Annotated in this window: 6 protein-coding genes; 2 read left to right on the forward strand and 4 right to left on the reverse strand. The window is 63.0% G+C overall.

Annotation, left to right across the window (positions count from 1 at the left end; translation table 11 throughout):
• From EN925_RS18810 to EN925_RS18820, 3 genes are all read right to left on the reverse strand, one after another.
• Positions 1-2,102 (reverse strand): helicase-related protein (locus EN925_RS18810; RefSeq protein WP_281040650.1); only part of this gene is annotated, 2,102 nt, incomplete at its 3' end.
• A 728-nt stretch (positions 2,103-2,830) separates the two neighbouring features.
• Positions 2,831-3,556, reverse strand: coding sequence for an acetoacetyl-CoA reductase (gene phbB / locus EN925_RS18815; protein ID WP_013529183.1), 726 nt, complete (start codon positions 3,554-3,556; stop codon positions 2,831-2,833).
• 198 nt (positions 3,557-3,754) lie between these two features.
• Positions 3,755-4,933 (reverse strand): acetyl-CoA C-acetyltransferase, encoded by a 1,179-nt coding sequence (locus tag EN925_RS18820; protein ID WP_024502944.1) that lies wholly within the window; start codon positions 4,931-4,933, stop codon positions 3,755-3,757.
• An 86-nt stretch (positions 4,934-5,019) separates the two neighbouring features.
• On the opposite strand from EN925_RS18820, the gene EN925_RS41505 reads away from it, so the two are divergent.
• Entirely contained in the window at positions 5,020-5,148 is a 129-nt protein-coding gene (locus tag EN925_RS41505) for a hypothetical protein (RefSeq protein WP_255337222.1), read from the forward strand.
• Between the two features lie 84 nt (positions 5,149-5,232).
• The gene (gene phaR / locus EN925_RS18825) at positions 5,233-5,844 is read left to right on the forward strand and encodes a polyhydroxyalkanoate synthesis repressor PhaR (protein ID WP_063169186.1); all 612 of its coding nucleotides are present in this window, start codon (positions 5,233-5,235) and stop codon (positions 5,842-5,844) included.
• 21 nt (positions 5,845-5,865) lie between these two features.
• On the opposite strand, the gene EN925_RS18830 is transcribed toward phaR, so the two are convergent.
• Positions 5,866-6,158 (reverse strand): citrate/2-methylcitrate synthase (locus EN925_RS18830; RefSeq protein ID WP_281040651.1); only part of this gene is annotated, 293 nt, incomplete at its 5' end.

Raw genomic sequence — 6,158 nt, forward strand, 5'->3', positions numbered from 1 at the left:
ACCAGGAAGGCCGCGCAGCCCTTCGCCGGCTTGATCAGCGCCGGCACGAAGACATGGTAGGCGCCGAAGCGCACGCCAAGCCGGCGAAGGGCTGCGCGGCCTTCCTGGTCGAGCGACTTCATCTCCTCAGCGATGTCGCGGCGGTTGATGAGGCCGAAATTCTCGACCAGCTGGAAGGCGATGCCACGGCCGATGCCGGAAATCTGGTCGGCGTTTTTCAAGTCGACCAGCGGCTTCAGCAGCGACTCGATCTGGAAATTGACGAAACGCTCGGCACGCGCGGCGACCTTGTCGCGCGCCGGGCCGGTCAGCTGTTCGTCGGCCAGCAGCACCAGCCGCGGCTTCAGCGCGTCTTCGCCTGATACAAGCGTGCCGATCGGCGCACCGATCCAGCGCAGCGTGCCATCCGACCCGAGCGCGATATCGCCATTGGCCGAGGCGCCGAAGCGTTCGGCGCGCGCCTCGAACTCGGCGGCCAGCGCCTTCTGGGCAGCGGTGCGCACCGCCTTGGCGTCTTCGCCGCCGGCGGTCTGGTCGGCGGTGAAGCGGAACCCTTGCAGCTCGCCGACATGGTGGCCTTCGACAAGGACGGTTCCGGTAGAACTAATTTCGGCTTCAGGCATGGTATTTTCTCTAAGGCGCCGCATGAGGACGGAAGTCCTGCGGTCTACGAAGCGTTTCGTCAACCGCTCATGCAGCGCATCCGACAATCTGTCTTCGATTTCGCGCGTCTTTTCCTGCCAGTGTGCCTGATCGGCCAGCCAGCCGGGCCGGTTCGACACGAATGTCCAGGTGCGGATCTGGGCAATGCGATGCGAGAGCGTATCAATGTCGCCCTCTGTTGTGTCGGCGCGGCGCACCTGCTCGGCCATGTAATTCTCGTCGACATGGCCGTGGCGTGCGAGGTCCGTGTAGATCGAGGCAATGAGGTCGGCATGCTGGGCCGGCGCGATCCTGCGGTAGTCGGGCAGCGCGCAGGCTTCCCACAGCAGCGCCACGCGCTTGGCATTGGTGGTGAGTGCGCGGATGTCCTCGTCGCGCGACAGATGCTCGAGCGCCTGTGCATCGACGGCAGGCAATGCCCGTGTCAGTCCCTCGACCGGGGCGTTGGTTTCGATCGAGCGCTTCAGCGCGTCGAGGCTGGCAAAGTCGAAATGTGCGGTGCGCCATTGCAGCACCTTCACCGGGTCGAAGTCGTGGCCTTCGATCTTCTTGATCAGATCCTCGTCCAGCGGGTCGACCTGGCCGGTGACACCGAACGTGCCGTCGCGCAGATGCCGGCCGGCGCGGCCGGCGATCTGGCCAAGCTCGGCCGCCGTCAGATTGCGGTACTGGAAGCCGTCGAACTTGCGATTCTGGGCGAAGGCGACGTGGTCGAGATCGAGGTTGAGACCCATGCCGATGGCATCGGTGGCGATGAGGTAGTCGACATCGCCGGACTGGAACAGCGCCACCTGGGCGTTGCGGGTGCGCGGCGAGAGCGCGCCGAGCACGACGGCGGCACCGCCCTGCTGGCGGCGGATCAACTCGGCGATGGCGTAGACCTCGTCGGCGGAAAAGGCGACGATCGCCGTGCGCCGCGGCAGGCGGGTCAGCTTCTTGGAGCCGGCATAGGCAAGATGCGACAGCCTCGGCCGCGTCACCACCGAGACACCCCTCAGCAGGCGCTGCAGGATACTTTGCATGGTGGCGGCGCCCAGCAGCAGCGTTTCCTGGCGGCCGCGCAGGTGCAGGATGCGATCGGTGAAGATGTGGCCGCGCTCGAGGTCGCCGGCGAGCTGCACCTCGTCGATGGCGACGAAGGCGGCGTCGGTCTCGCGCGGCATGGCCTCGACGGTGCAGACCGAATATTTGGCGCCCGGTGGCTGGATCTTTTCCTCGCCGGTAATCAGCGCAACCTTGTGGGCGCCGACCTTTTCGCAGACGCGGGCGTAGACCTCGCGCGCCAGAAGCCTGAGCGGCAGGCCGATGATTCCACTCTCATGCGCCACCATGCGCTCGATGGCGAGATGGGTCTTGCCGGTGTTGGTCGGCCCGAGCACGGCGGTCACGTCGCGGCCCGACAGGATCAGCGGCTCAGTGTGTTTGGGCTGGATGTTCATCAACCTAGAATAAGGCTTCCGGGACCTGGAGATAAGGCTTCTGGCCTCTGGTTGTCGGGAGCGTGCCTCAAATGGGCGCGTATGACAGGCGACACATAGGGATTTCGGGCGCGAAGCGAAAGCGGAATGTTCCGTCGGCAGCCAGAAGGTGGTTCTGTCAAGCTCTCAATCAGATGCGGATTAACGGATAGAACGAGTCTGGAACGAATCGGCGACGAATCAGTGACTCCTGCAGATTCAGCTTTTGTTCACGGCTATATGTGGATTTCGCGGCCGCGACACGCACCACATGCTGAATCGCTGAACTGGCCCGTTTCGTGCTAAGAGGGCATTGCCATTAACCTTTGTCGATAAACGATCACAGTGGCTTGGCATGCCTCGACCAAGGTTATGAAATTGTTGATCTTTCTTAATCCGCGTTAAGCAATTGGCAGGCGATTCCGGCTGTCGTCGTTAACGTTCAGCTCAAAGCCGGAACGAATCGGCGACGAATCAGCGATAGCGGAATTTTCCCGTTTTGTTCACCCCAATATCTTGTGTTGTGAACAGCTTATCCACCGAGAATCCACAGGCTTGGAAGCAGGTTTCGCACAGGCCGGCCGGGCCGCTGTTAACCTCTGCGTGCCGGATTGGGTCAGCAGCCGTGCTGTCACTTCGAAGGACCATGGCGCCAACGAAAAACGGGCCGGCGCGCCGGCCCGCCGATCTCTGCGCCTACATCGCCGTCGTCAGGCGAAATACTGGCCGCCATTGGCCGTGATGGTCGAGCCGGTGATGAAGCCGGCATCTTCGGATGCGAGGAAGACGACGCAGCGCGCGATTTCCTCGGGCTCACCGAGGCGGCCGACAGGAATCTGGGGAATGATGCGCTCGTTGAGCACCTTCTCGTCGATCGCCTTGACCATCTCGGTGGCGATATAGCCGGGACAGATGACGTTGACCGTGATGCCGGCGCGCGCCCCCTCTTGGGCGAGAGCCTTGCTGAAACCGATATCGCCGGCCTTGGCGGCGGAATAGTTGACCTGGCCGGCCTGGCCCTTCTGGCCGTTGATCGAGGAGATGGTGATGATGCGGCCGAACTTGCGGTCGCGCATCCCGCTCCACAGCGGATGCGTCATGTTGAAGACGCCGGACAGGTTGGTGTCGATGACCTCTTTCCACTGCTCGCGCGTGATCTTGTGGAACATGGCGTCGCGGGTGATGCCGGCATTGTTGACCAGCACCGAGACCGGGCCGAGATCGGCCTCGACCTGCTTGATGCCGGCGGCGCAGGCATCATAGTCGGCGACCGACCATTTGTAGACCGGAATGCCGGTCTCAGCCTTGAATTTCGCCGCTGCGGCGTCATTGCCGGCATAGTTCGCCGCAACCGAATAGCCGACGGTCTTCAATGCGATCGAGATCGCCGCGCCGATGCCGCGCGATCCGCCTGTGACGATTGCTACCTTGGTCATGCATTTCCCCTTTTTTGATATCGCCCTGTTGTCGGGCTTGGCAGGCACTGGATACAGAACGGGCGGCTAAAGCGCGTCGCGCTGAGGTAGATTCAGGCGATGCGCTTCAGATGTTTGGTTTTATGCATGTCGGTGTTCCCAAAACCGCTGCGCGCTTTTGGGCGACATGCATGCACGCCGCCCTTTTAGTGACTTTCTTCAGAGTGCTTCGACACACATGGCGACGCCCATGCCGCCGCCGATGCACAGGGTAGCGAGACCCTTCTTGGCGCCGCGCCGGCGCATTTCGAAGACCAGCGTGTTGAAGACGCGAGCGCCGGACGCACCGATCGGATGGCCGATGGCGATGGCGCCGCCATTGACGTTGACGATCGAGGGATCCCAGCCCATGTCCTTGTTGACGGCGCAGGCCTGCGCCGCAAAGGCTTCGTTGGCCTCGACCAGGTCGAGATCGCCGACCGACCAGCCGGCCTTCTCCAAGGCCTTGCGCGAGGCGGGAATGGGTCCGGTGCCCATGATCTGCGGATCGACGCCGGCGGTTGCCCAGGACACGATGCGCGCCAGCGGGGTGATGCCGCGCCTCACCGCTTCCGCTTCGCTCATCAGCAGCGCGCCGGCGGCGCCGTCATTGATGCCGGAGGCGTTGGCGGCGGTTACCGTGCCGTCCTTGTCGAAAGCCGGTTTCAGCTTGGTCATGGCGTCGATCGTGGCGCCGTGGCGGATGTATTCGTCCTGGTCGACGATGGTGTCGCCCTTCTTGCCCTTGATGGTGACGGCGACGATCTCGTCCTTGAACTTGCCGGCCTTCTGCGCGGCCTCGGCCTTGTTTTGCGAGGCGAGCGCGAACTGGTCCTGGTCTTCGCGGGTGATCTGGAACTGACGCGCGACGTTTTCGGCTGTGTTGCCCATGTGGTAACCGTTGAAGGCGTCCCACAGCCCGTCCTTGATCATGGTGTCGATCAGCTTGAAGTCGCCCATCTTGACGCCGGCGCGCAGGTGCTGGGCATGCGTCGAAAGCGACATCGATTCCTGGCCTCCGGCGACGATCACCTTGGCATCGCCGATGGCGATCTGCTGCATGCCGAGCGCGATGGCGCGCAGGCCCGAGCCGCAAACCTGATTGAGGCCCCAGGCGGTGGTTTCCTTGGGCAGGCCGGCATTGATCGATGCCTGGCGGGCCGGGTTCTGGCCTTGCGCGGCGGTCAGCACCTGGCCGAGGATGACCTCGTCGACCTCGCCTGGTTCGACGCCGGCACGCGACAGCAATTCCGTGATGACGACGGCGCCGAGCTCATGCGCCGGGGTGGCGGCGAAAGCGCCGTTGAAGGAGCCGACCGGCGTGCGCGCCGCACTGGCAATGACGATGGAAGCGGACATTTTCTTCTCCAGACTTCAAGGGTGTTGCTCTGTCGTTGGGGACTTTTCTTGCCCTTTCCCAACCCCAAGTCAAACCGGAAATGGGCATGGCGCCCATGCGCCGCAAGCAGGCCATGCCTTGCCATGGCGGCCATTCGTCCATTGCTGCGCAGCATATTTTGCCTGCCATGCAGCATTTAGTGATCCCGCACTGCACAAACTGCTTGGAATTGTGAGGCTTTTGCGCATATCCTCAAAAAAGGCACAATCGTTATCGGCGGCTTACTCAGAGGCGCGCCGGTGTCCCCGGGAGGATGTAGATGGCCGCTAAAGACGATCCGATCATCATCAAGAAATACGCCAATCGCCGCCTCTACAACACCGGCACCAGCACCTATGTGACGCTCGAGGACCTCGCCGAGATGGTCAAGAAGGGCGAGGAGTTCACCGTCCAGGACGCCAAGACCGGCGACGACATCACGCATCCGGTGTTGACCCAGATCATCTTCGAACTGGAGAACAAGGACGGGCAGAACATGCTGCCGATCCCGTTCCTGCGCCAGCTCATCGCTTATTACGGTGACCAGATGCAGATGATCGTCCCGAGCTTCCTCGAACAGTCGATGCTTGCCTTTTCCAAGGAGCAGGAGCGTTTTCGCGAGCAGATGAAGGGGGCGCTCGGCAAGTCGCCGCTCGACATGATGAAGATCACCACGCCGATCAAGGCGCTGGAGGAACAGACGCGCCGCAACATGGAAATGTTCCAGAATGCGATGCGGCTGTTCACGCCGTTCCCGCCCGCTGGCTCCGCGCCAGCCGCTGCGACGTCGCCCGAGCCGGCCAGGAAGGAAACGCCTGACAAGCCCGACGATCTTCAGGAACTGAAGGACCAGATCGCGGCCATGCAGCGCAAGCTCGACACGATGTCCTGAGCGCCTGGCGTTCTTGCGGCCTTACACCAGCACGCCCTCATAGCGGCCGCGCGGCCGGATGACACTTCCGCTTGTTATCTGTTCGACCGTGTGCGCGGCCCAGCCGACGCTGCGTGCGAGCGCGAACAGGCGGAACGGTGCATCGCGCGGCAAGCCTAGGCTGCGCGTCAGCGCGGCCAGCCCAAAGTCGATGTTGGGAAGCGCGCCGGTCGCCGCAAAGGCAGCGTCGCGCAGCGACGATAGTGTGCCGTCAACCTCGATCACCGACAGCAGCGCCGCCCCGCGGGGATCGCCGTCAGGATAGAGTTGATGAC

Source organism: Mesorhizobium sp. M7A.F.Ca.US.006.04.2.1 (assembly GCF_004022915.1).
In the GTDB taxonomy this organism is placed as follows: domain Bacteria; phylum Pseudomonadota; class Alphaproteobacteria; order Rhizobiales; family Rhizobiaceae; genus Mesorhizobium; species Mesorhizobium ciceri.

Coding starts and splice junctions, on each gene's coding strand:
- phbB (WP_013529183.1), bottom strand. CDS start 3,556: ATGACCAAGGTAGCAATCGTCACAGGCGGATCGCGCGGCATCGGCGCG.
- EN925_RS18820 (WP_024502944.1), bottom strand. CDS start 4,933: ATGTCCGCTTCCATCGTCATTGCCAGTGCGGCGCGCACGCCGGTCGGC.
- EN925_RS41505 (WP_255337222.1), top strand. CDS start 5,020: ATGGCGCCCATGCGCCGCAAGCAGGCCATGCCTTGCCATGGCGGCCAT.
- phaR (WP_063169186.1), top strand. CDS start 5,233: ATGGCCGCTAAAGACGATCCGATCATCATCAAGAAATACGCCAATCGC.